The sequence below is a fragment of the Roseateles sp. UC29_93 genome (assembly GCF_042695725.1).
Taxonomy (GTDB): domain Bacteria; phylum Pseudomonadota; class Gammaproteobacteria; order Burkholderiales; family Burkholderiaceae_C; genus Roseateles; species Roseateles noduli_A.
The window spans coordinates 2,764,291-2,786,890 of sequence record NZ_CP170545.1 but is presented as its reverse complement, the minus strand read 5'-3'; the positions used below and the strand labels follow the sequence as shown (position 1 = coordinate 2,786,890).

Annotated in this window: 20 protein-coding genes and 2 pseudogenes; 12 read left to right on the top strand and 10 right to left on the bottom strand. The window is 69.1% G+C overall.

The genetic code is table 11. From position 1 onward, the window contains the following. Positions 1–2 precede the first annotated feature (2 nt). The 5 genes and pseudogenes from ACFJIX_RS12920 (at position 3) to ACFJIX_RS12900 (ending at position 5,269) form a co-directional block, all read left to right on the top strand. Positions 3–590 carry a DUF1415 domain-containing protein gene (locus tag ACFJIX_RS12920; RefSeq protein WP_377160576.1) on the top strand — a complete coding sequence of 196 codons (588 nt, stop codon included), beginning with the start codon at positions 3–5 and terminating at the stop codon, positions 588–590. Positions 591–851: 261 nt separating this feature from the next. Next, positions 852–1,391 (top strand): cysteine hydrolase family protein, encoded by a 540-nt coding sequence (locus ACFJIX_RS12915; protein ID WP_377160574.1) that lies wholly within the window; start codon positions 852–854, stop codon positions 1,389–1,391. A 15-nt stretch (positions 1,392–1,406) separates the two neighbouring features. Further along, positions 1,407–2,438 (top strand): GlxA family transcriptional regulator, encoded by a 1,032-nt coding sequence (locus ACFJIX_RS12910; RefSeq protein ID WP_377160572.1) that lies wholly within the window; start codon positions 1,407–1,409, stop codon positions 2,436–2,438. Between the two features lie 203 nt (positions 2,439–2,641). After that, positions 2,642–4,109, top strand: a pseudogene (gene gshA, locus ACFJIX_RS12905) (glutamate--cysteine ligase). A 95-nt stretch (positions 4,110–4,204) separates the two neighbouring features. Further along, complete coding sequence (locus tag ACFJIX_RS12900) at positions 4,205–5,269, top strand: DUF3626 domain-containing protein (protein WP_377160570.1); 1,065 nt, start codon at positions 4,205–4,207, stop codon at positions 5,267–5,269. 30 nt (positions 5,270–5,299) lie between these two features. Here ACFJIX_RS12900 and ACFJIX_RS12895 read toward each other — a convergent pair whose 3' ends face one another. Continuing rightward, positions 5,300–5,791, bottom strand: coding sequence for an acyl-CoA thioesterase (locus tag ACFJIX_RS12895; protein ID WP_377160568.1), 492 nt, complete (start codon positions 5,789–5,791; stop codon positions 5,300–5,302). Positions 5,792–5,926: 135 nt separating this feature from the next. On the opposite strand from ACFJIX_RS12895, the gene ACFJIX_RS12890 reads away from it, so the two are divergent. The 4 genes from ACFJIX_RS12890 (at position 5,927) to fur (ending at position 9,647) form a co-directional block, all read left to right on the top strand. After that, positions 5,927–7,651: an FAD-dependent oxidoreductase gene (locus ACFJIX_RS12890; RefSeq protein ID WP_377160566.1), complete on the top strand. Its 1,725-nt coding sequence runs from the start codon at positions 5,927–5,929 to the stop codon at positions 7,649–7,651. Positions 7,652–7,755: 104 nt separating this feature from the next. Further along, positions 7,756–7,947 (top strand): hypothetical protein, encoded by a 192-nt coding sequence (locus tag ACFJIX_RS12885; RefSeq protein WP_377160564.1) that lies wholly within the window; start codon positions 7,756–7,758, stop codon positions 7,945–7,947. 13 nt (positions 7,948–7,960) lie between these two features. Further along, a complete protein-coding gene (locus ACFJIX_RS12880; protein ID WP_377161760.1) occupies positions 7,961–9,154 on the top strand; it encodes a PepSY-associated TM helix domain-containing protein in 1,194 nt (397 codons plus the stop codon). 31 nt (positions 9,155–9,185) lie between these two features. Then, positions 9,186–9,647 (top strand): ferric iron uptake transcriptional regulator, encoded by a 462-nt coding sequence (gene fur, locus ACFJIX_RS12875; protein ID WP_377160562.1) that lies wholly within the window; start codon positions 9,186–9,188, stop codon positions 9,645–9,647. Between the two features lie 382 nt (positions 9,648–10,029). Here fur and ACFJIX_RS12870 read toward each other — a convergent pair whose 3' ends face one another. Continuing rightward, the gene (locus ACFJIX_RS12870) at positions 10,030–10,965 is read right to left on the bottom strand and encodes a LysR family transcriptional regulator (protein WP_377160560.1); all 936 of its coding nucleotides are present in this window, start codon (positions 10,963–10,965) and stop codon (positions 10,030–10,032) included. 154 nt (positions 10,966–11,119) lie between these two features. Between ACFJIX_RS12870 and ACFJIX_RS12865 the strand changes: the two genes are divergently transcribed. Then, entirely contained in the window at positions 11,120–12,010 is an 891-nt protein-coding gene (locus ACFJIX_RS12865) for an aldo/keto reductase family oxidoreductase (protein WP_377160558.1), read from the top strand. On the opposite strand, the gene ACFJIX_RS12860 is transcribed toward ACFJIX_RS12865, so the two are convergent. The 8 genes and pseudogenes from ACFJIX_RS12860 to ACFJIX_RS12825 all read right to left on the bottom strand — a co-directional run bounded on the left by ACFJIX_RS12860 (position 11,997) and on the right by ACFJIX_RS12825 (position 19,614). Further along, the gene (locus ACFJIX_RS12860) at positions 11,997–12,908 is read right to left on the bottom strand and encodes an NAD(P)-dependent oxidoreductase (RefSeq protein ID WP_377161758.1); all 912 of its coding nucleotides are present in this window, start codon (positions 12,906–12,908) and stop codon (positions 11,997–11,999) included. The genes ACFJIX_RS12865 and ACFJIX_RS12860 overlap by 14 nt on opposite strands. Positions 12,909–13,066: 158 nt before the next feature. Then, entirely contained in the window at positions 13,067–13,705 is a 639-nt protein-coding gene (locus tag ACFJIX_RS12855) for a glutathione S-transferase family protein (protein WP_377160556.1), read from the bottom strand. Between the two features lie 45 nt (positions 13,706–13,750). Then, positions 13,751–14,569, bottom strand: a complete 819-nt coding sequence (gene phnX, locus ACFJIX_RS12850; protein WP_377160554.1) for a phosphonoacetaldehyde hydrolase — start codon at positions 14,567–14,569, stop codon at positions 13,751–13,753. Continuing rightward, positions 14,566–15,663 carry an iron-containing alcohol dehydrogenase PsrA gene (psrA, locus tag ACFJIX_RS12845; RefSeq protein WP_377161756.1) on the bottom strand — a complete coding sequence of 366 codons (1,098 nt, stop codon included), beginning with the start codon at positions 15,661–15,663 and terminating at the stop codon, positions 14,566–14,568. The genes phnX and psrA overlap by 4 nt, the downstream gene beginning before the upstream one ends. Before the next feature lie 22 nt (positions 15,664–15,685). Further along, positions 15,686–16,522, bottom strand: a pseudogene (gene phnE, locus ACFJIX_RS12840) (phosphonate ABC transporter, permease protein PhnE). Positions 16,523–16,527: 5 nt separating this feature from the next. Then, positions 16,528–17,337, bottom strand: coding sequence for a phosphonate ABC transporter ATP-binding protein (gene phnC, locus ACFJIX_RS12835; RefSeq protein WP_377160552.1), 810 nt, complete (start codon positions 17,335–17,337; stop codon positions 16,528–16,530). Then, complete coding sequence (gene phnD / locus ACFJIX_RS12830; protein ID WP_377160550.1) at positions 17,334–18,245, bottom strand: phosphonate ABC transporter substrate-binding protein; 912 nt, start codon at positions 18,243–18,245, stop codon at positions 17,334–17,336. Before phnD ends, phnC begins: the two co-directional genes overlap by 4 nt. Before the next feature lie 136 nt (positions 18,246–18,381). Next, positions 18,382–19,614 carry an alkaline phosphatase family protein gene (locus ACFJIX_RS12825; RefSeq protein WP_377160548.1) on the bottom strand — a complete coding sequence of 411 codons (1,233 nt, stop codon included), beginning with the start codon at positions 19,612–19,614 and terminating at the stop codon, positions 18,382–18,384. A gap of 126 nt (positions 19,615–19,740) precedes the next feature. Here ACFJIX_RS12825 and ACFJIX_RS12820 point away from each other — a divergent pair, with 126 nt between their 5' ends. Continuing rightward, positions 19,741–20,640, top strand: coding sequence for a LysR substrate-binding domain-containing protein (locus ACFJIX_RS12820; RefSeq protein WP_377160546.1), 900 nt, complete (start codon positions 19,741–19,743; stop codon positions 20,638–20,640). 230 nt (positions 20,641–20,870) lie between these two features. Further along, complete coding sequence (locus ACFJIX_RS12815) at positions 20,871–22,598, top strand: ABC transporter permease (protein ID WP_377160544.1); 1,728 nt, start codon at positions 20,871–20,873, stop codon at positions 22,596–22,598. Positions 22,599–22,600 lie beyond the last annotated feature (2 nt).

Here is a 22,600-nt window from a genome sequence, read left to right as displayed (position 1 = left end):
CGATGACCGACGACCAGGAAAAGACCGTCCTCGACGACACCCACCGCTGGCTGCAGCGGGCGGTGATCGGCTTGAACCTGTGCCCCTTCGCCAAGAGCGTGGAGGTCAACCAGCGGCTGCGCACCGTGGTCAGCGCGGCCCGCACGCCCGAGGACCTGCTCAAGGAACTGGCCCACGAGCTGCTCGCGCTCAATCGCGCCGATCCGGACGAGACCGAGACCACCTTGCTGGTCCACCCCTGGGTGCTGAACGACTTCCTGGACTTCAACGACTTCCTCGGCGCCGCCGATGCGCTGGTCGAGGACCTGGACCTGGACGGCGTGCTCCAGGTCGCGAGCTTCCACCCGGACTACCAGTTCGACGGCACCGACGCGGACGACGTCGACAACCTCAGCAACCGCTCGCCCTACCCCACGCTGCACCTGCTGCGCGAGGAGAGCATCGAGCGCGCCGTCGAGACCATGCCCGACACCGACGCGATCTACGAGACCAACATCGACACGCTGCGCCGGATCGGCCGCAAGGGCTGGGAGGCGCTGGACGTCGAGGCGAAGCTGCCGTTGGCCCAGCGCGTCACGCGCGAGGACTGAGCCCAGCGAGAGGCCGCTGGCCCTCACCCCCCTCTCCCGCAAGCGGGAGAGGGAGCAAGAAGGGCTCGGGCAAGGGCTGGGATCGTGGCAGACCTGATGTCCTGATTTGACCGCGACTGGTCCGCCGGCGGCGCGACGGATCGACCCGTCGCCGGCACGATGACTCCCATCAACCACCCGATGGAGAGTCCTTGATGACCACCGCCTCGAACACCGCCTCGAACACCGCCGCCCACGCCACCCCCCACGACCGCCGTCCTGTTGATCGACGTGCAGGAGTCGTTCCGCCACCGCCCGTACTGGGACGAGACCACCTGGCCCGCGTATCTCGAACGCACCAACGCCCTGCTCGACGGCGCTGCGGCTCGTGGCCTGCCGATCATCCGCATCCTCCACAGCGACGGCCCCGAGACGGCGGACAACCCATTCTCGCTGGTCAGCGGCCACGTCCGCCCGCTGGACGGGCTGGCCCAGGTGCCCATCGCCGCCGAGTTCCTCAAGCGCCGCCACAGCGCGCTGGTCGGCACGGGGCTGTCGGTGTGGCTGACCGAGCACGGCATCCGCCGGCTGATCGTCGCGGGCATCCGCACCGAGCAGTGCTGCGAGACCACCACCCGCCACGCCAGCGACGAGGGCTGGACCGTCGACTACGTGACCGAGGCGACGCACACCTTCCCGATCCCGCACGCCAGCGGTGTCGTGGTCGGCGTCGACGACCTCAAGCTGCGCACCGAGGTCGCCCTGCAGGGCCGCTTCGCCGAGATCGTGAGCGTCGAGCAGGCGCTGGCCCGCGCGGTCTGAGCGCATACTGCGGCGATGTCCTTTTTAGATTCCGTTTCGGCGCCCGATCCGGCTTCCGGCGCCACTCGGGACGCCGCCCTCGTCGACGTCTGGATCCTGGTCGAGCGCCACACGCTGCTGCTCGACCTGGCCGGCGCCGCCGAGGCGCTGCGGCTCGCCAACCAGGCCCTGCGCCGTCGCGGCGAGCCGGAGGCGTTCCGGCTGCGGTACTGCGCCGCGAGCGAATCGGCGTCCACGTCGGTCGGCCTGACGCTCGCCGCGCTGGAACCGCTGCCGGCGCTCGGCGAGCGGGATTGGCTGATCCTGAGCGGCCGGCGACATCCGCATCCGGACGATCCGCCGCCCGACACCACGGACCGGGAAGACGCCTTGCGCATCGAGCGCTGGCTGCATCGCGAAGGCAGCGCATTGCTGGCGGGCGGACAGGGCCGGCTGCTGAGCATCTGCGCCGGTGCGCTGCTGGCGGCGCGAGCCGGGCTGCTGGACGGCCGCCGCTGCACGACCCACCACGAGGCGCTCGACGCGCTGCGCGACGCCGCGCCCCGTGCCGACGTGCAGGCGAACCGGGTGTTCGTGCTCGATGGTCCGCTGGCCAGCAGCGCGGGCATCACGGCCGGCATCGATCTGGTGCTGGCGCTGATCGCCGAGCACTGCGGCGAGGCGATCGCCGCGTCGGTGGCGCAGGTGATGGTCGTCTACCTGCGCCGCGGCGCGCAGGATCCGGAGCTGTCGCCGATGCTCGCGCACCGGCACCATCTGCATCCGGCGCTGCACCGCGTGCAGGACGCCGTCTGCGGCGATCCGCGCGCCGACTGGAGCCTCGCCCGCATGGCGGAGGTGGCGCACGTCACGCCCCGGCACCTCACCCGGCTGTTCGCGCAGCACGGCGGCACGACGCCGCTCGATTACCTGCGCGCGATCCGGCTGGAACTGGCCCGGCGCGAACTCCAGCGCGGGGTACGACCGGCGCAGGCGGCGCTCGCGGCCGGCTTTAGCTCGGACCAGCAACTCCGTCGTACCCGCCGCCGGATGGGCGCTCCGGCTTAGCATCACTTCCTCGGGGCCGGATCCTGGTGAACCCTTGCTGGCCCGTCTTTTGCCCTGCGCCGGGCTAGCACAATTCACATAAATCCAAGTCAAGCGGGATTCGTGCACTTCTGGTAACTTGCGCGCCCACAGTGAACGAGGAGCGGCATTTGAACGATTGGTTGAAGCGACTGGAGGCCCTGGATCCGACCCGTCTGGCGGGCATGCGCCGCGGCGTGGAGAAGGAAAGCCTGCGCGCGCAACCGAGCGGCGCCTCCCTGGCACTGACGCCGCACCCGACGGCGCTCGGCTCCGCGCTGACGCACGAGACCGTCACCACCGACTTCAGCGAATCGCAACTCGAGCTGATCACCGGGGTGCACGCGTCCGCCGAGGACTGCGAACGCCAGCTGACCGAAATCCACCAGGCCGTCTACCGCTGTCTCGGGAACGAACTGATGTGGGCGTCGAGCATGCCCTGCCAGCTCCCGGCCGACGAGACCATCCCCATCGGCCGCTACGGCGCCTCCAACATCGGGCGTGCCAAGAGCGTCTACCGCATGGGACTGGGGCACCGCTACGGGCGGCGCATGCAGACCATCTCCGGCATCCACTACAACTGGTCGATGCCGGGCCTGGACAACGCGGACCACTTCGCGCTGATCCGCAACTTCCGCCGCCACTCCTTCCTGCTGCTGACGCTGTTCGGCGCGTCGCCGGCCCTGTGCGCGAGCTTCGTCGCCGGCCGTGAGCACGGCCTGCAGCCGCTGGTCGACGGCACGCTGCACATGCCCTACGGCACCTCGCTGCGCATGGGCCGCCTCGGCTACCAGAGCGACGCGCAGGCTTCGCTGGCGGTGAGCTACAACAGCATCGACGGTTATGCCGCCTCGCTGCAGGACGCGCTGACGCGCCCGTATGCGGCCTACGAGAAGGTCGGCGTCGTCAATCCGGGCGGCGAGTACAACCAGCTGTCGACGACGCTGCTGCAGATCGAGAACGAGTTCTACGGCACGATCCGCCCCAAGCGCACGATCCGCTCGGGCGAGCGCCCGCTGCACGCGCTGCGCGAGCGCGGCGTCGAATACATCGAGGTCCGCTGCATGGACCTGGACCCGTTCGAGCCGGTCGGCATCGCCGCGAGCACGATGCGTTTCCTGGACCTCTTCCTGCTGCACTGCTGGCTGACGGACAGCCCGAACGACACGCCGGAGGAACTCGGCGCGCTGGCGCGCAACCAGCACCGCACCGCCTCGGCCGGCCGTGAACCCGGCCTGAAGCTGGAGCGCCGCGGCGGCGAGGTGTCGCTGCGCGACTGGGGCCGCGAACTCCTGGGCGAGTTCGCGCCGATCGCAGCCAAGGTGGACGCGACCCTGGGCGGCTCGCTGTACCGCGAGGCGCTCGCGCAGGCGGTCGAGCGCTGGGACGATCCCGATCAACTGCCGTCGGCCCGCGTGCTGGCGGCGATGCGCGGCGAAGTACGAGTCCTCGCACCTGGCCTTCGTCGCGGCGCAGTCGGAGGCGTCTCGCCGCCAGATGCTGGAGGCGCCGCTGCCCGACGGCCTGATGGCGCGCTTCGACCAGTCGGCGCGCGCCTCGCTGGAGGCGCAGGCCGCGATCGAAGCGGCGGACACCGTCGACTTCGAGACCTTCCGTCAGCAGTATCTCGATCCCGCGCAGTTGCGCGGTTGAGCCACACGCCGCGGGGCGTTCCTGAATTCAGATCGACAGGCGAACTGATCGACGCGTCTGTCAACTGACATCGCTTTCCCCCATCGGGAGAGCGCATGCCTCCGGTCAAATTCCCTGGCGCATCAGGCTCCGGCTTCCCTTCCAACGACAGCGATATCCAGCAGCCCGAACAGACTCCGGGCGAACCGCCGTTCGAGCGACGGTTACTGGAGACACTGGGCCACGAGCATCGCGAGATCCTCGGACAGTTCTTCAGGGCGGACTTCCTGCGGCAGGTATTCGACGACTGCGAGCACACGCTTGAACAGGACCGGGATGCGGCGCTGCGCCGGCTTCGCCAGACCGGCGTGGCGCCAGCGCAGGCCCAGGTGCTGCTGGACAAGATGACCGCGGTGCTGCAAGACGCGCGGCTCACCATCAACATGCCGCTCGAGCGGCTGCTCGAGTTCATGGCGCCCGGCTCCGGTGGCGAGTACCTCAACTGCTTCGCCCGCTCAGGCCAGATACAAAAGCGCCCCGACTACGTTCCGCAACGCGCGAAGCTCGAGGAGCAGGCCCTGGGCATGCACGAGACGCTGGCCAGGAGCGCCTACCGCGACTTTGGACAATACCGCTCCGCCAACGGCGGGGACGGCGGCAATCCTTCGTTCCAGTGGACCAGCCGCCCACTCTATTGCGCGGTGGATTTCCTGAAGTCACCGCGCGGAGGGGCTCAGGCTTACGGGAAGTCCTACCTCGTTCTGGCCGAACACATGAAGCACGTCAGCACGTTTTCGTCGGTCGATTCATTCGCTCGCGACCTGTCGCCATCGAGGAGCAGAATGGTGAAGCCGGAGCGTATCTGCACCTGGCACCATTTTCCCCGCCTGATCGTCCACGCCCAGAACAATGAGGTCGGCTACAACTGCCTGACCACATTGAAAGACGCCGCCGCCGGTATCGTCGGCAAGGTACCGGCCCGCTACGGCAAAGGCAAGAAACACGGCTACATCGAGGCGCAGATCCATGGCCGGCTGAAGCTGGACCGCGATGTGAAGGAGATCCACATCTGTCGGTCGGAGCTTGAGCAGTTGCAGCCCGAGTCACGGCGGGACGCGTTGCTCAAGGCGATGGAGAAGCGGAACCGCCAGTTGGGCCGGCGCTTCTTCATCGTGGACTGAAGTTCCCGCGAAAGGCGACGGGTCCGGTGCTCAGCCCGGCAGCGACGAGCTGCGCAGCTCGTCGTGGCGCTTCTGCAATTCCTGACGCAGCTTCTTGCGCTCCAGCGCCGCGTCCCAGCGGCGCTGCTCGTCCGGGGTCGTCGGCGTGCGCGTGGGCACCGGCACGGGGCGCCCGTCCTCGCCGACCGCCACCATCGTGAAGAAGCAGCTGTTGGCGTGGCGCACGACCTGGTCGCGGATGTTCTCGGTGACGACCTTGATGCCGATCTCCATCGACGAGGTGCCGGCGTAGTTCACCGTCGCCAGGAAGCTGACCAGCTCGCCGACATGGATCGGCTGGCGGAACATCACCTGGTCCACCGACAGCGTCACCGTGTAGCGGCCCGCATAGCGGCTGGCGCAGGCGTACGCGACCTGGTCGAGCAGCTTCAGGATGGTGCCGCCGTGCACGTTGCCGGAGAAGTTGGCCATGTCCGGCGTCATCAGCACCGTCATCGTGAGTTGATGGGAAGGCAGGTCCATGGCGCGGGATCCGGCATCGGATCAGGGAGTGAGGGAGTGGCCGCCATGGTGCCAGACTCCTGGGGCCCCGAGGTTCCCTCTTATGGCGCTTGCCGCTGACACGCGCGTCGGTTAGGGTGGATGCCAGGAGGTTCCATGGTCCAGGTCCAGCAGCCCAGCATCGTCGACACGCGCGGTGCCCAGATGTTCCCCGCGCTCGGCGTCGCCGACATCGCGCGCGTCGCGCGTTTCGGCCGGTTCCGGCGTTATTCCCAAGGCGAATGGGTCGTCCGCGCCGGCGACACCGGCATGGGCATGATCCTGATCCTCAGCGGCGAGATCACCGTGTCGCAGCGCGACAGCCTCGGCCACGTGACGCCGATCCACCGGCACGGGCCCGGCGGTTTCCTCGGCGAGGTCGGCCAGCTCAGCGGCCGGCCCTCCTTCATCGATGCGATCGCCGAGACCGAGGTCGAGGCCGTCGACGTCAGCCCGCCGCAACTGCGCGCGCTGCTGATCGGCGAGGCCGATCTGGGCGAGCGCCTGACCCGCGCCTTCATCCTGCGCCGCGTCGGGCTGATCGAGGCCGGCGCCAGCGGCGCGACGCTGATCGGCCGGGGCAAGTCCGCGCCGGTGATGCGGCTGCGCAGCTTCCTGGGCCGCAACGGCTACCCGCACCAGCAGCTGGAGCCCGACCAGAACGAGGACGCCAAGGCCCTCGCCGACCAGTACATGACCGAGGGCGTGCAGATGCTGGTCATCTGCCCCGGCGGCGAGGTCCTGGTCGATCCGACGGACGATGAAGTCGCGCGCTGCATGGGCATCGTCGACATGCGCGAGCGGACCGAGCTGTACGACGTCGCCATCATCGGCGCCGGCCCGGCGGGCCTCTCGTCGGCCGTGTACGCGGCGTCCGAGGGGCTGTCGGTGCTGGTGCTGGACTGCCGCTCGTTCGGCGGCCAGGCGGGCGCGAGTTCGCGGATCGAGAACTACCTCGGCTTCCCGACCGGCATCTCCGGCCAGGCGCTGGCGGGCCGGGCCTTCGTCCAGGCCCAGAAGTTTGGCGCGGACATGCTGATCCCCGCGAAGGTCATGCAGATGAGCTGCGAGCGGCAAGGCATGGAGGACGAACTCCACCTGTCGCTCGAGGACGGCCGCAAGGTGCGCGCCCGCACCGCGGTGATCGCCACCGGCGCGCGCTACCGGCGGCCCAATATCGAGGAGTTGACCCGCTTCGAGGGCCGCGGCGTCTGGTACTGGGCCTCGCCGATCGAGGCCCGCATCTGCAGCCGGCAGACGGTGGTCATCGTCGGCGGCGGGAACTCGGCGGGACAGGCGGCGGTGTTCCTCGCCAACCACGCGGCGAAGGTCATCATGCTGATCCGCGGTCCGGGGCTGGCAGCGACGATGTCGCGCTACCTGATCGACCGCATCCAGGGCACGGCCAACATCGAACTGCTGCCGCACCAGGAGCTCTGCCAGCTCGAAGGCGGGGACGCGCTGGAAGCCGTGAGCTGGCGCGACCGCCGCAACGGCCAGGAACGCAGACTGGCGCTGCAGCACCTCTTCATGTTCATCGGCGCCGAGCCGGAGACCGGCCTGATCGCCGAATGCGGCCTGGAGCTCGACCAGGCCGGCTTCATCATCACCGGCCGCGCCTGCGCCTGCCCGCTGTCCGAGTACAAGCCGGAGCCGCTGGAATCCAGCATCCCCGGCGTGTTCGCGGTCGGCGACGTGCGTTCGGGTTCGGTGAAGCGCGTCGGCGGGGCGATCGGCGAAGGCGCACAGGTCGTCGCCAGCATCCACCAGTACCTGGCCCGCCAGGACGCGGCGCGCGCCGAGCGCCTCAGCCCTGCCGCCGTGGCCCGCGTGACGGCCTGAGGCAGGCGGGGCCCCCCCGCCGATTCCCGCTGACGCCCCCTTTCCGGAGCGGCGCTTCGCCATAGAATGCGAATAATTGTTATTTGCAAACTTGGCGCCGTCCGATGCTGTCTCCCGAATCCCGCCGTCTCTGGGCCTGGCCGATCGCGCTGGGCCTGCTGAGCACCTCCGGCCTGCTCACCGCGCTGGTGTCGGACGACTGGGGCGATGCCTGGTCCTGGGTCGGCCTTGGCGTGCCGGTGGCGGTCATCGCCTGGTACGCGTGGCGGCCGCAGCGCTCCCAACGCAAGGCCTGAGGACACGACGATGCTGAGCTCGCGCGCCATCCGCGTCTGGACCTGGCTTCACAAGTGGACGAGCCTGGTCTGCACGCTGTTCATGCTGCTGCTGTGCCTGACCGGCCTGCCGCTGATCTTCCATCACGAGATCGGTCACCTGCTCGGCGACGAGATCGAGGCGCCCGAACTGCCCGCCGCGATGGACAAGCAGCGCGTGTCGCTGGACGTGATGGCCAAGGCGGCCAACGCGGTCCATCCGACGATGGTGATCCAGTACGCCGGAGAGAACGAGGACGACCCGCGCCTGTGGTGGTTCACGCTGGCCCCGACGCCGGCGCCGACCGATCAGTTCAAGTCGGTCGCCGTCGATGCCCGAACGGGCCTGGCGGTGCGCGAGTACCGCATCGGCGAAGGTTTCATGGACCTGATGTTCCGGCTGCACGTCGACCTGTTCGCGGGTCTGCCGGGCAAGCTTTTCCTCGGCCTGATGGGCCTGCTGCTGCTGATCGCGCTGGTCAGCGGCGTGGTGCTCTACGCACCGTTCATGCGCAAGCTCGACTTCGGCGCCGTGCGCAAGGACCGCTCGACACGCGTGAAGTGGCTGGACCTGCACAACCTGGTCGGCATCGTGACGCTGGTGTGGTGCTTCGTCGTCGGTGCGACCGGGATGATCAACACCTGGGCGGAGCTGCTGGTGCAGTACTGGCAGTACGACAAGGTCACCGCGCTGCTGGCGCCGTACAAGGACCAGCCGCTGCTCACCGCTGCCGAGCGCGCGCCGCTGCAGGGGTCGATGGACACGGCGATGCAGGTCGGCGCCCAGCGCAAGGTCTCGTTCATCGCGTTCCCCGGCACCGCCTTCTCGAGCCCGCACCACAACACCTTCTTCCTGAAGGGCACGACGCCGTTGACGTCGAAGCTGCTGCAGCCGCTGCTGATCGACGCGAAGACCTCGCAGCTCACGGCGGCGCCGGAGCTGCCGTGGTACCTGACGGCGCTGCTGGTGTCGCAGCCGCTGCACTTCGGCGACTACGGCGGCATGCCGATGAAGATCCTGTGGGCGCTGCTGGACGTGGCGACCATCGTCGTGCTCGGCAGCGGCCTCTACCTGTGGGTGCGCAAGCCGCAGGGCGCCAGGAAAGACAAGAAGGGCGCGAAGGGCGCGTCGGCCTCGACCGCCGACGACCTGGACGACGCCAAGAATCCCGAAACCGCGGCCGCCTGATCGCCAGTCCGCACGATCACACTCACCGCACATGCCTGACTCGCACAAGCCCGATTCCCCCAAGCACCAGATCGAGAGCCTGCAATCCAGCGGCCTGAAGGCCACCCTGCCGCGCATCAAGGTGCTGCAGATCTTCGAGCAATCGGACCAGCGCCACCTCAGCGCCGAGGACGTCTACCGGGCGCTGCTGCTGGACGGCGCGGACATCGGCCTGGCGACCGTGTACCGGGTGCTGATGCAGTTCGTCGAGGCGGGGCTGCTGGCGCGGCAGCACTTCGAATCGGGCAAGGCGGTGTTCGAGCTCAACTCCGCCCAGCACCATGACCACATGGTGTGCCTGGCCTGCGGCCGGGTGGAGGAGTTCTACGACGCCGGCATCGAGCAGCGTCAGCGCGAGATCGCCGAAGAGCGGGGCTACGAGCTGGTCGAGCATGCGCTCGCGCTGTACGGGCTGTGCTCGAACCCGGAGTGCCGGGCGAAGCGCCACCGTTGAAGGGCCGGCTGAATCCGAGGCGTCTGTCGCAAGGCGCGCACAATCCGGCGCTTCCCTGTTGAATACTGTATGGGCATACAGTATATTTCCATCCATCGCAGCCAACCCGGCTGCAGCAGGAGATGGTCATGCAGATGCTCAAGCAAACGGTCTGGTCTTCGTTGAACAACGCGGATGCCTGGGTGGTCTGCATCGGCGTCATGTCCTGCCTCGGACTGGCGACGGGTCTGCTGGGTTGAGATCCTAGCTCAGCCTGGCGAGCCCTTCGCCTCCAGCGTTCCGTTCGCGGAGCCACGGTCCCTGCTTCGAGGGGCCATTTTCAGTTCTCACACCTTTCGTCCGCTCGACTTGAGCAACGCCTGACCCCGGTCCTGGACGTTGCTCAAGCGGCGGACTTTTTTTGTCCGCCCCATCCATCCGGTGCAGCCTGTCCGTCCTTCACGAAGTCGACGAAGGCACGCAACGGCGCGGGCAGGTAGCGCCGGCCCGGGTAGTAGAGGAACGGACCGCTGAAGGACACCCACCAGTCCTCGAGTACCGGCACGAGCGCGCCGCTGTCCAGGTGCGGTCGCACCCAATCCTCGAAGGTCTGGATGACGCCGCCACCCGCGACCGCCACGTCGATCGCCAGGTCCAGGCCGCCGCCCAGGCGCACGATCATCGGACCGTCGGGATCGACGGTGACGACTTCGCCTTCGCGCTGGAACTCGTAGGCGGGCATCGTTCCGCTCGGGAAGCGGCCTCGCAGGCAGCGGTGGGCGAGCAGGTCACGCGGATGTGCCGGCTGGCCGTGCTCGGCGAGGTAGGCCGGCGATGCCGCCGTGACCATGCGTTGCGTCCGCGGGCCGATAGGCACTGCGATCATGTCCTGCTCCAGCCGCTCCTCATAGCGGATGCCGGCATCGCAGCCGGCGGCGAGGACGTCGACAAAGCTCTCCTCGACGGTGATGTCGAGCTTGATGTCCGGGTACGCCTTCAGGAATGCCGGGACGATCTTGGGCAGCACGAGCCGCGCGGCACTCGCCGGCACATTGAGCCGCAGCGTGCCGGCCGGCCGCTCGCGGAAACCGTTGACGACGTCGAGTGCCGCCTCGACCTCGCCCAGTGCCGGTCCGAGTCGGTCCAGCAGGCGTGCACCGGCTTCGGTCGGCGCGACGCTGCGGGTGCTCCGATGCAGCAGCCGGACGCCGAGCCTGGTCTCCAGCCGACGCACCGCCTCGCTCAGTCCTGACGGACTCATGCCCGACTGCCGCGAAGCCTCCCGGAAGCCGCCCGATCGCGCCACGGCGAGGAAGGCCGACAGATCGCCCAGTTCCATCTCACTGTCCTTGATTTCGCACAGCCCGTGCGGATTCGATCCCCTTATCGTACGACTGCGCGCTGCCTACAGTCCTTCCACGACGTCGCCGATCTCCCCCGAAGTTCATTCGACGTTCTCCCGAACTCCCTCCGAAGCATTGAAGGACTCCCCCATGAGCAGCACCCCTTCCCGCCTCCTCGACCAGGCCGGCACGTTCAAGCTGGGCACCCGCACGGTGACGCGCATCGGCTACGGCGCGATGCAACTGGCCGGGCCCGGCGTCTTCGGTCCGCCGAAGGACCGAGCCGCCGCCGTCGCCGTGCTGCGAGAAGCGGTCGCGCTCGGCGTCGATCACATCGACACCAGCGATTTCTACGGCCCGCATGTCACCAACCAGATCATTCGCGAGGCGCTCCACCCCTATCGCGACAGCCTGACGATCGTCACCAAGGTCGGCGCCCGGCGCGGCGAGGACGCCTCCTGGCAACCCGCGCAGTCGGCCGAGGCGCTGACGCAGCAGGTCCACGACAACCTTCGGAACCTGGGCCTGGACGTGCTCGACGTCGTCAACCTGCGCAGCATGATCGACGTGCACGGCCCGGCGGAAGGCTCGCTGGAGCCGCAGCTGACCGCGCTGGCCGAGCTTCAGCGGCAAGGCCTGATCCGCCACATCGGCCTGAGCAACGCGACGGCACGCCAGGTCGCCGATGCCCGCAAGATCGTCGAGATCGTCTGCGTCCAGAACCAGTACAACCTGGCGCACCGCAACGACGACGCGCTGCTCGATCAATTGGCGGGGCAAGGCATCGCCTTCGTGCCGTTCTTCCCGCTCGGGGGCTTCTCGCCGCTTCAGTCGGAGACGCTGTCGGCCGTCGCCGCCGAACTCGGCGCGACGCCGATGCAGGTGGCGCTGGCCTGGCTGCTGCAGCGCTCGCCCAACCTCGTGCTCATCCCGGGCACCTCGTCGGTCGATCACCTGCGGCAGAACCTGCAGGCGGCCTCGCTGACGCTTCCCGCCGACGCCGTGGCGCGGCTGGACGCGATGTCGACTACAGCGGGGTGAGCACCGGCTCGCCGGCTTCCCAGCGCCGGGCGTTCTCGAGGAACAGGTCGACCGTGGCTTGCACCGACTCCGGCGACCAGCCCGCGATGTGCGGCGTGAGGATCACGTTCGGGAAACCGAGCAGCGCCTCCGGCGGCTTCGGCTCCGACTCGTAGACGTCGAGCGCCGCGCCGCCGAGTTCGCCGGCCGCCAAGGCCGCAGCCAACGCGGCCGTGTCGACCAGGCTGCCGCGGGCGATGTTGACGACGTGACCCTGCGGGCCGAGCGCCTTCAGCACCTCGGCGTTGACGATGTGCTTCGTGGTCGGGCCGCCCGGCGCGGCGACGATCAGGAAGTCCGCCCACTGCGCCAGCTCGAGCGCCGAGCCGAAGTACTGGCAGCCCAGCGAGTCGTTGCGCTCGCGACGGTTGTGATAACCGACCTCCATGTCGAAGGCCAGCGCGCGCCTGGCGATGCGCAGTCCGATCGTGCCCATGCCGAGGATGCCGAGCTTGCGCCCGTTGACACTCGGACGCAGCGGCAGCGCGTCGCGCCACAGTCCGGCGCGCAGGGCCTGCTCCTGCTGCGGCAGCGCGCGCACGGAGGCCAGCAGCAGCGCCATCGCGTGGTCGGCGACGCATGAATCGTTGGTGCCCGCACCGTTCCACAACGTGAGGCCACGCGCCTTGGCGGCGGCCAGGTCGATCGCCTCGTAACCGGCCCCCTGCGCCGCGGCGGCGCGGAGCTTGGGCATCGCCGCGATCTCGTCGGCGCGCAGGCCGACAGCGCCGATGGTCAGGACGATCTCGATGTCGGCGCCGTGCTCGGCGACCGCCTTCGCGCGCGCTTCGGCCGTCGGCGCGTAGATCACGTCGTAGCGCGCGCGGAACTGCGCCAGATGTTCTTCCGCCGTCGGCATCAGGACGAGCAATCGACGGGGGGAACCGGACGAGGGACTGGCGGACGAAGGGTTGACGGACACGGCGACCTCATGGAGTCAGGGAGTTCGCCGTCGATGATAGGAGCGCCATCGCGCGTGCCTGCCAGGGCGCGCACGCGCTTCGCACGCCGTGAAGGTCAATCCTCGTCGAGCGGAAAACGCGCCGCCCAGAAGTCCTGCAGGCGCGGGTCGGCGTCGACGCGGCGGACGATCGGGGACATCGTCGGCGCGACTTCGTGGAAGCGCTCCCGCCACGGCCCGAAGCGCGACACCACCGTCACGTACAAGTCCAGCACCGACAGCTCGTCGCCGAGCAGGTAGCGTCCCGGCGTCATCTGCGCGTCCATGACGCCCCAGCAGAACGCGATGCGGTCATGGACCGCGTCGACCACCTGGTCGCGCTGATCGGGCCGCGCGCCGATGCGGGTCACGTCCGGCTTGATCCAGTGCAGCGAATAGATCGCCGACGACACGAACACCATCCAGCGCAGGAACTCCGCGCGCCGCGGATCGTCGATCGCCGGCGCGAGCCGCGCCTGCGGATGCGTGTCGGCGAGGTGGATCAGGATCGCGGCGCTCTCGGTCATCACGCGGCCGTCGGCATCGACCAGCGTCGGGATCTGCCGCATCGGATTGGCCGCGCCCACGCGCACCCGGGCGGCCTCGGCCTCCCAGGTCGCGCCCTCGATCAGGTCGAAATCAATGCCGAGCAGCGTCAGCGCCGCTTCCACCGCGGTCGATCCGGAGGCGGCCGATCCGAAGAGAGTCCAAGCCATGTCTTGCGTCCCGAAGAAGGAAGCAGGCATTGGAGGGGAAGCGCCTCAGGGCGTCAATCCGCGCGCCATCCTCGCATCGAGCTCAGCCAGCGCCTTCGGCAAGTCGGCAACCGAGTCGATCACCAGATGCGCGCCCGCCGCCGTGAGGCGCTGTGTGGCGGCGGCGCGCTTCGCCACGACTTCGGCATCCGGCAGCGCCTGCAGTTGCGCCAAGGTCAGGCCCGTCTCATTGCCCGACAGGCTGAGGCCGACGGTCCACATGCCGGCGCGGCGGCCTTCCTCGATGCCCGGCGTCGTGTCGTCGACCTTCACGCAGGCGCGCACGTCGCCGATGCCCAGCGCCAGCACGTTCGCCAGCGCCATGAAGGGGCCCGGCCGGCCACCGGCGGCCAGTTCGTCGCCGGCGACGACGTGGTCCGCCGCGATGCCATCGGCCTTCGCCTGCGGCAGCAGCACATCCAGCACCTGGCGCGGATAGCCCGAGCAGGAGCCGATCTTCAACCCCGCACGACGCAGCGCGGCCAGCATCTCGACCGCGCCGGGAATCGGCTGCGAGTAGCGCCCGACCTTCTCGATCTGCATCGGCATGAAGCGCTCGTAGATCGCGTCGATGTCGGCGGCGGTCGACGGGCGGCCGACGCGCGCCTGCCATTGCGCCTGCAGCGACGCGTCCTCGAGCAGCGTGCGGATGTGATCGCGCTTGGACAGGCCCATCGGGCCGCGGGCCTCGTCGAGCGTCAGCGTGATGCCGAAGGTCGCGAACGCGTCGACGAAGATCTGCGTCGGCGCCAACGAGCCATGGTCGACCAGCGTGCCGGCCCAGTCGAAGATGACCGCCTGGAGATGGGGATAGAGCGTGTTCATGCGTAGGCCTTGATGAAGTTGCGACCGCGCGGACCGCGCAGCGCCTGTTCGACGCGCGCGTCCCAGTCGGCGGGCGCGATGCCGTAGTCGGCGGGATCGGTGGAGACGCCGAGCGCGTCGAGGAAATGCTCCAGCGCGGCGACCGCGCCGTCGGCATCGGCCGCGTCGAAGATCGCCAGCAGTTGCGCATCCAGCGCCGCGTCGCGCCCGAAGGCCAGCCGCATCACGCGCGGCAGGCTGAACGAGCACGCGATGCCGTGCACGGTGCCGCGCGTCAAGGTGATGTCGTAGGACAAGGAGTGCGCCAGCGCCGTCTTCGTGTTGGAGAAGGCCATGCCCGCCTGCAGCGCGGCGATCGCGAGCGCTTCGCGCAGGTCGAGCCGGCGCGGCTCGCGCAGCAGCGCGGGCAGCGTGGCGACGATGGCGCGCGCGGCGCTCGCCGCGAGGCTGGACGACACCGGGTTGCGATGCACGTTCCACAGCGACTCCAGCGCATGCGACAGCGCGTCCAGTCCGCTGGCCAGCGTGGCGCTCGCGGGCAGGCTGACCATCAGCGACGGGTCGACGAGGGCGGCTTCCGGCCAGGTCCACGGCAGGTGCAGCGAATGCTTGCGCGAGCGCCCCGCGTCCCACAGCGTGGCCCAGGGCGTGACCTCGCTGCCGGTGCCCGCGGTCGTCGGGATCGCGATCAGCGCGCGATGCGGACCGTTCACCGGCAGCGGTGCCGCCTTCGGATCGACCAGATGGTCGAGCAGCTCGTCGAAGCGGCCCGACGGCGTGGCGGTGAGCATCGCCTTCGCCGCGTCGATGCTGCTGCCGCCGCCCAGCGCGATCACGCAGCGCGCGCCGCCGTGGTCGCGCCACAGGCGCTCGTACAGCGGCGCGAGCCAGCGGACATCGGGGTTCGGGGAGATGTCGGTCTCCACCGCCACCAGGCGGTCGCCGAGCATCGCCCTGACCCGACCGACCAGCCCCAGCGGCTCGGCCTCCGGAAAGGCGATCAGCAGCGCATCGCGCTCGCCGACCAAGTCGGGCAGCAGTTCCAGCGCGCCGATGCCGGCCCGCACATCGACCGGGTTGTGAAACTTCCACACGTTCACGTCGTTGTCCTCGTTCTCAATGCCGGCCGCTGTCCTGGATCGCGCGGCGCAGCTGGCTCGACACGAAGTCCGCGGCGACCACCATCACGGTGATCACGATGATGCAGGTCGCGGTCTCGGGGTACTTGAACAGCTTGAGGCTGCCCACGAGCTCGAAACCCAGCCCGCCCGCGCCGACCATGCCGAGCACCGTGGCCGAGCGCAGGTTGACCTCGAAGCGGTACAGCACGACGGCGATCCACGCGGTCACCACCTGCGGCAGCACGCCGAAGACGATCACCTGCAGCGGCCGGGCGCCGGTGGCGCGCAGCGCCTCGAGCGGCCCCTGGTCGATCTCCTCGATCGCCTCGGCGAAGAACTTGCCGAGCATCCCCGCGCCGTGCACCGCGAGCGCCAGCACGCCGGGGAACGGCCCCAGTCCCACCGCCGACACGAACACCAACGCCAGGATCAGCTCGTTGATGCTGCGCGTCACGTTCAGGCCCTGCCGCGTGAGCTGGTACAGCCAGCGCGGCCCCTACAGGTTGCGCGCCGCGAGGAAGGACACCGGCACCGCGGCGACCGCGCCCAGCAGCGTGCCCCACACCGCGATCTGGATCGTCTCCAACGCCGGCGCCCAGAGCCGGTCGAGGATGCGCCAGTCCGGCGGCCACGTGCGGCTCAGGAAGTCGGCGATCTGGGGCAGGCCGTTCGCGAGCTCCGACGGACTCAACTGCGCGCCGCTGGCGCTCCACTGCAGCGCCCACAGGCCCAGCACCATCGCGGCCAGCAGCTTCGTCCAGCCGCCCGGCGTCGTGGGCAGGCCGACCAGCCAGCGATAGCGGTCGGCGGCGGCACGGTCGACGGCATTCATCGTCGTCAAGCGGTTTTCCTTTCCTCTTCGACCGCCACGGGCTCGATGAGCTGCAGGCCGGTGTGACCAGCGCGGCCGGCGCCACCGGCGTAAAGCTCATGAAGCTCCGCATCGGACAGCTCGCCCGGCAACCGGTCGAACAAGACACGACCCTGCGACAGCCCGACGATGCGGTCGCCGAATTCCTTCGCGTAATCGACCTGGTGAAGGTTGCAGACGACGGTGATGCCGAGTTCGCGGCACGCCTGCTTCAGGTAGCCGAGCGCCTGGCGCGCGGTGTGCGGATCCAGGCTGGCCACCGGCTCGTCGGCGAGGATCACCTGCGGGCGCTGCGCCAGCGCGCGGGCGATGCCCACGCGCTGCATCTGGCCGCCGGACAGCGAGTCGGTGCGTTCCTGCGCCTTGTGCTCGAGGCCGACGCGATCCAGGCACTCCAACGCCAGCGTCACGTCCGCGGCGCGGAACAGCTGCAGCACCGAGCTCCAGGTCGACACTGCGCCGAGCCGCCCCGTCAGCACGTTCTTCACCGCGCTCAGGCGCGGCACCACGTGGTGATGCTGGAACACCATCGCGACGCGGCGTCGCAGTTCGCGCAGATCGGCGGCGCGCGAGCCGGACATCGCGTCCAGGCCCGCGATCGTCATCGCCCCGGCGTCCGGCTGCGCCAGCCGGTTCATGCAGCGCAGCAGCGTGGACTTGCCCGCGCCCGACGGGCCGAGCACGACGAGGAACTCGCCGGCCTTCGCATCCAGGTCCACGCCGCGCAGCACGGCGTTGTCGCCGAAGCGCTTGGTGACGCCGCGCAGCGTGATCACTTCATGCTCCGCAGGTCGAGCTTGAGCACCTTGGCCGTGTCGCGGACGACGTCGTAGGCGGCGTCGTTGGTCGGCTGGAAGCCGTTGAGCACGCCCTGGTCGCCCCACTTCACGTCTTTCAGGTTGGCCAGCGCCTTGGCGAGCTTGTCCTTCAGCGCGGGATCGAGGTCCTTGCGCCAGACCATCGGCGATTCGGGGATGGGCTTGGACGACCACAGCACGACGAAGTCGTCCTGCTTCACCGTGCCCTTGGCGACGGCGCTGGCGAAGATGCGGTCGGCGACGGCGGCCGCGTCGACCTTCTTGTTGGCGACCGCCAGGATGCTGGCGTCATGTGAGCCGGAGAACAGCACGCGGCCGAACAGCGCGTCCGGGTCATAGCCCGCCTGCTGCAGGCCGGCCTTCGGGAACAGATGGCCGGAGGCGGAGCTCGGGTCGACGAAGGCGAAGTTCTTTCCCTTCAACTCGGCGACCGTGTGCACGCCGCTGTCCTTGCGGGCGAGGATCACGCTCTTGTAGGCGCTCTGGCCGGTCTTCTTCGTGACCGCGACCGAGAAGGCCTCGACGTTCGCGACCGAGCTGGCCAGCACGTACGAGAACGGACCGAGGTAGGCCACGTCCAGCTTCTTCGAGCGCAGCGCCTCGATGACGCCGTTGTAGTCGGTGGCGACGAAGGGCTTCACCGTCATGCCGAGCTGCTGCTGCAGCGCGTCCAGCACCTGGCGGCTGGATTCGATCATCGCCTGCGAGTCCTCGGCCGGGATCAGGCCGATCGTCAGCGTCTGCTGCTGGGCGGAAGACACGGCCGGCAGCCCCGCCGCGACGGCGACGGCAGCGGCCAGGACGGCGCGCCGGAGAACGGACGAGCGGGCTTGGGGGGCGTGGGGGACGTGGGGGACGTGGCGCATGGCGGCATCCAGGGAGTGGTGAGCGGATGCCGCCACTCTATGAATCCAACATGACAGGACATCCATCGATGCCATGTTGAATTCATGATCAAACCATTGAGGTGATCTATGGATGCGACGGAGGCTTGGCGAAGGGTCAGTGCTGGCCGCAGGCCGGGTGCTTCGTTCCCGCCGTGTCGTTGGGCAGGCCCAGGAAGTCGAGCACGTGCGGCGTCAGCGCGCCGGTCTGCGGCAGCGTCGTGCCGGTCAGGTCGCCCTGGCAGTAGGCCGGCTTCGTCGGATTGCGGTAGCTGTTGGTGAGGATCAGCGTCGCATCGCGTTCGCCGGCGCTCTGTCCGCCGTGGCCGCTGCCCGTGCCGCCGTGGTCGGAGACGACGACGATCAGCCACTCCTCCGCGGCGTAGGTCGGCCGCGCCGCGAGCGCGTCCAGCACCTGCTGGATCTGCGCGTCCTCACCCGCGATCTTGGACTGGTAGTACGCGTTGAACGGGTCGTAGCTGGCGGCGTGGATGTCCACGTTGTGCAGGTAGTAGAAGATCGCCGTCGGCGGATTCGTCCAGGACAGCCAGCCCTTGACGGCGTTGGTGGCCTGCTGCGAGTTCTTGGCCGCATTCGCCACCACGAAGTCGGCGCCCGCGGGCTTCAGGTTGCCGGTGATGTTGGCCCAGTCGCCGACGACCGCCACGGTGGCCGTCGGATAGGCCGTCTTGATGCGATCGAACAGGTGCGGCTTCTTCAGCGGCAACGCGATGTCGTTGCTGGTGACGCCGTGCTGGTCGGCCCAGAAGCCGGTGAACAGCGTGCCCCAGCCGGGGCCGCTGAGCGTGGCCTGCGAGCCGCCCGCGAGCACGTTGCCGTGGAATGCGCCGCTACCGGCGAGCGCGCTGAGCGCCGGCGTCGCGACGCAGCCGGCGCAGAACAGCGCGTCGCCGCGCAACCCGTCGATGCCGACCACGAGCACATGCTTGCGACCGTTCGGGCCCACGATGGGATTGGGCACGCCCGGGCCGGGAATCAGCGAGTAATGGTCATACGGATTGCCGGCGTAGTCGGTCTTCAGGCCGCCGACATCGGCGGCGCGCTTGTCGCTGAGGTCGCACTGTTGGGCGTTCTTGTAGAAGTCGAAGCTGACGCACCAGGACTTGCGCGAGTCGTTCAGGCACGCGGCGGCGCAGGCTTCCGGGGTGACGGCGGTCAGGTGCTCCCGGTTGTAGCCCGAGATCGCGGCGTTGATCGTGCGCGTGAACGACGCCAGCGGCGACGGCGCGGTCTGGGCGCCGGCGACCGGCGCGAGCGCCGCCAGGGCCAGGGCGGCGCCCAGCGCGCGCAGCGCGGCCGCCTGGCGTTTCAGGGAAAGGATCAGGGTCATGAAGGCTCCAGGCTCAAACGAGCGGGTTGAGGAATAAAGCCCCCGCAGCGTAGGAACGTCACGTGACCGTCACTCGATCGAATCAATATCGCGAACCGCACGAAATCATCGAGAGTCTCTATACCCATGTCGGCCGCCAAGCTCCGCGCCTTCCTCGCCGTCGCCCGCCATGGCAGCTTCAGCGCCGCGGCGCGGGCGCTGGGCCTGTCGCAGCCCACCTTGACGACGCAGGTGCAGGGGCTGGAGCAGCAGCACAAGGTGGAGCTCTTCCACCGGCGCGGCCACCGGATCGAGCTGACCAGCGTCGGCCATCAGCTGCTGCCGATCGCACGGCAGCTGGCCGCCCTGGAGGTCGAGGCCTACAACCTGCTGCACGACTGCGGCGAGCTCACGCGGGGTCAGCTCAAGCTCGGCGCGGTGGGCCCGTTCCACGTGATCGAGATGGTGGACGCCTACCGCCAGCGCTACCCGAAGGTGGACGTGTCGATCCGGCTGGGCAACTCGGCGCAGGTCTTCGGGGACCTGGAGAACTACGTGATCGACGTCGGCGTGCTGGCGCGTTTCCATGACGCGCCGGGCTTCGAGACGATGGCGTACGCGCGGCACGCGATCATCCTGTTCGTGCATCTCGATCACCCTTTCGCGAAGCACGAGAGCGTTCCGTTGCAAGCCTTGGAAAACCAGCCGCTGCTGCAGCGCGAGGACGGATCGAGCACGCGCCGCGCGCTCGAAACGGCCTTGCGGCAGGCCGGCATCGCGCCGCGCGTCGCGATGGAGATCGGCAGCCGCGAGGCGCTGCGGGAAGCGGCCGCGCGCGGCATCGGGATCGGCGTCGTCTCCGAGGCCGAGTTCATCCCCGACGCCCGTTTCCGCCCCGTGCGCATCGACGGCGATCCCGCCTTCACCGAGACGCACATCTACTGCCTCAAGGAACGCCGGGACAGTCTCCTGCTGAACTCATTCTTCGACACCGCCACCGCCCTGAAGAACCTCCCGGAGTCCTCGGTAGCAAATCCGCTGCAGTAAGGCGACGATGGGGGACGGGAGGTCGTGGGGTTCCCGCGCTTGCCGCGGGGGCCCCATGACCTCGCGGCCGACGCTCACCCGAGTCAGGTGGGCGATCTCCCCCAGACAGACTCCCATCAGAAACGGGACAGGTTTCTGAAGGCCACCCCAGGCATCCTGCGCACCTTCGTGCGGGGGGCCCAGGAGGCCGTCTGTTCCCTGGAATCCATGCAGAACAAAAAGGCAAGCTCATGGACCGCCGCCAATTCTTCCCCCGCCCGGTCGTCGAGGCGGGCACCAACCGCTGGGACTGGGCGCTGCTGCCGCTGGTGCTGGCGCTGCTCGTGCTGCTGGCCTACGGGGCCGCGCAGATGGCGCGCCCGTTCGCGCTGGGCGATCCGCTGCCGCTGTCGCTGGACCCGTCCCACCTGCCCTACTACCTGCTGCGCACCAACCTGCGGATGCTTGCGGCGATGGTGCTGGCGCTGCTGTTCAGCGCGGTCTTCGCGGTGCTCGCGGCCAAGGTCCGTGCCGCCGAGAAGGTGCTGGTGCCGATGCTCGACATCCTCCAGTCGATCCCGATCCTGGGCTTCCTGTCGATCACGGTGACCGGCTTCATCGCCCTCTTCCCCGGCAACCTGCTGGGCGTCGAGTGCGCGGCGATCTTCGCGATCTTCACCTCGCAGGCCTGGAACATGGCCTTCAGCCTGTACCAGTCGCTGCGCACGGTGCCGTCGGAACTCGACGAGGCGGCGCGCGTGTTCCAGCTCTCCGGCTGGCAGCGCTTCTGGCGGCTGGAGCTGCCTTACGCGATGCCGGGCCTGCTGTGGAACATGATGATGTCGATGTCCGGCGGCTGGTTCTTCGTCGTCGCGTCGGAAGCGATCTCGGTCTCCGACCAGAGCATCAAGCTGCCCGGCGTCGGGTCCTACATCGCGATGGCGATCGAGGCCCGCGACCTCGGCGCGATCGGCTGGGCGATCGTCGCGATGCTCGTGGGCATCGTGCTCTACGACCAGCTCGTGTTCCGGCCGCTGGTCGCGTGGGCGGACAAGTTCCGCTTCGAGGACAGCGGCACCGACGCCGCGCCGAACTCATGGATGCTGAACTGGCTGCGCCGCACCTCGTTCACGCGCCGTTCGGCGGCCTGGCTGGTGGACCGGCTCGAAGGCAGCATGATCTGGTTCCGCCGTCATCACGACGGCACCTCGATCCGCGCCCGGCCGCGCATCGCCAGCGCGACCTGGACGCGCGCCTGGGACGCGGTCGTGGCCGCGGCGGTGATGGTGGCGCTGTACCACCTGGTCCGCTTCGTCCACACCGAGGTCGGCTGGTCCGAGGCCGGCCACGTCTTCGGACTCGGCATGCTGACGCTGGTGCGCGTGCTGGTGCTGATCGCGCTGGCGGCGCTGGTCTGGGTGCCGGTCGGCATCTGGATCGGCATGAATCCGCGCTGGTCGGGGCGACTGCAGGCGGTGGCCCAATTCCTCGCGGCGTTCCCGGCCAACCTGCTGTTCCCGGTGGCCGTCGTGCTGATCGTGCGCTGGAAGCTCAACCCGGACGTCTGGCTCTCGCCGCTGATGATCTTCGGCACGCAGTGGTACCTGCTGTTCAACGTGATCGCCGGCGCGTCCAACATCCCCGCCGAGTTGCGCCACGCGGCGCGCAACCTGGGCCTGAGCGGCTGGTTGAAATGGCGCCGCTACCTGCTGCCGGCGGTGTTCCCGAGCTTCGTCACCGGCGCGATCACCGCCAGCGGCGGCTCCTGGAACGCGAGCATCGTGGCCGAGTACGTCTCCTGGGGCGACACCACGCTCAAGGCGCACGGCCTGGGCAGCTACATCGCGGAGATGACCGCCAAGGGCGACTTCCCGCGGATCGCGCTGGGCATCGGCGTGATGTGCATCTTCGTGATGGGCCTGAACCATTTCGTCTGGCGCCGCCTGTACCGGCTGGCCGAAGACCGCATGCATCTGTGAAC

Coding starts and splice junctions, on each gene's coding strand:
- ACFJIX_RS12885 (WP_377160564.1), top strand. CDS start 7,756: ATGCTGTCTCCCGAATCCCGCCGTCTCTGGGCCTGGCCGATCGCGCTG.
- ACFJIX_RS12900 (WP_377160570.1), top strand. CDS start 4,205: ATGCCTCCGGTCAAATTCCCTGGCGCATCAGGCTCCGGCTTCCCTTCC.
- ACFJIX_RS12865 (WP_377160558.1), top strand. CDS start 11,120: ATGAGCAGCACCCCTTCCCGCCTCCTCGACCAGGCCGGCACGTTCAAG.
- ACFJIX_RS12815 (WP_377160544.1), top strand. CDS start 20,871: ATGGACCGCCGCCAATTCTTCCCCCGCCCGGTCGTCGAGGCGGGCACC.
- ACFJIX_RS12860 (WP_377161758.1), bottom strand. CDS start 12,908: ATGCCGACGGCGGAAGAACATCTGGCGCAGTTCCGCGCGCGCTACGAC.
- ACFJIX_RS12820 (WP_377160546.1), top strand. CDS start 19,741: ATGTCGGCCGCCAAGCTCCGCGCCTTCCTCGCCGTCGCCCGCCATGGC.
- ACFJIX_RS12855 (WP_377160556.1), bottom strand. CDS start 13,705: ATGGCTTGGACTCTCTTCGGATCGGCCGCCTCCGGATCGACCGCGGTG.
- ACFJIX_RS12920 (WP_377160576.1), top strand. CDS start 3: ATGACCGACGACCAGGAAAAGACCGTCCTCGACGACACCCACCGCTGG.
- fur (WP_377160562.1), top strand. CDS start 9,186: ATGCCTGACTCGCACAAGCCCGATTCCCCCAAGCACCAGATCGAGAGC.
- ACFJIX_RS12895 (WP_377160568.1), bottom strand. CDS start 5,791: ATGGACCTGCCTTCCCATCAACTCACGATGACGGTGCTGATGACGCCG.
- phnD (WP_377160550.1), bottom strand. CDS start 18,245: ATGCGCCACGTCCCCCACGTCCCCCACGCCCCCCAAGCCCGCTCGTCC.
- ACFJIX_RS12910 (WP_377160572.1), top strand. CDS start 1,407: ATGTCCTTTTTAGATTCCGTTTCGGCGCCCGATCCGGCTTCCGGCGCC.
- ACFJIX_RS12870 (WP_377160560.1), bottom strand. CDS start 10,965: ATGGAACTGGGCGATCTGTCGGCCTTCCTCGCCGTGGCGCGATCGGGC.
- ACFJIX_RS12890 (WP_377160566.1), top strand. CDS start 5,927: ATGGTCCAGGTCCAGCAGCCCAGCATCGTCGACACGCGCGGTGCCCAG.
- phnX (WP_377160554.1), bottom strand. CDS start 14,569: ATGAACACGCTCTATCCCCATCTCCAGGCGGTCATCTTCGACTGGGCC.
- ACFJIX_RS12825 (WP_377160548.1), bottom strand. CDS start 19,614: ATGACCCTGATCCTTTCCCTGAAACGCCAGGCGGCCGCGCTGCGCGCG.